We start from the raw sequence: 456 nt of genomic DNA on the forward strand, positions 1-456 counted from the left end.
GTACAGGACCCCGACGGCCAGCGTGCCCGGCACGTAGGGGGCCAGCGGCTTGCCGGTTCCCGGCGGTATCACGACCTGCTTGGTCATTCCCCGCGCCCCCCGCGCCCGACCTGACGGCCGGGCCGGGCAGGCCGCGCGGCGGGCCGCGTCGCGGCGGTCCTCGCGCACCCCGCCGGTCACCGGCCGGGCGGGCGATGCACTTATCCGGCCAGATGGGCGCCGACCGGGGCGCGCGAGGGCACCCCGGGGGCGGACTCGAAGGCGGCGACGTCCGAGACCCAGCCGAAGAAGGTCTCGATATTGGCGAGCGCCGCGCGGTGCAGGCTCTCCGGTCCGGCCTGGTGCGTGGCGTCGGCCAGCACGATCCCGAAATACTCCCGGTGGAACCCGTCCCGCAGGGTCGACTCGACGCAGACGTTGGTGGCGATGCCGGTGAAGACCAGCGTGGTCACGCCC

1 protein-coding gene and 1 pseudogene are annotated in these 456 nt (G+C 75.0%); both read right to left on the reverse strand.

From position 1 onward, the window contains the following. Nucleotides 1-87: pseudogene (locus ACU8YC_RS27315) on the reverse strand (pyrimidine utilization protein C); the annotation flags it as partial. Nucleotides 88-200: 113 nt separating this feature from the next. Further along, the coding region (locus tag ACU8YC_RS27320) for an isochorismatase family protein (protein WP_446896302.1) at nt 201-456 on the reverse strand (256 nt) is incomplete at its 5' end.

Source organism: Citrobacter sp. VF227 (assembly GCF_052950715.1).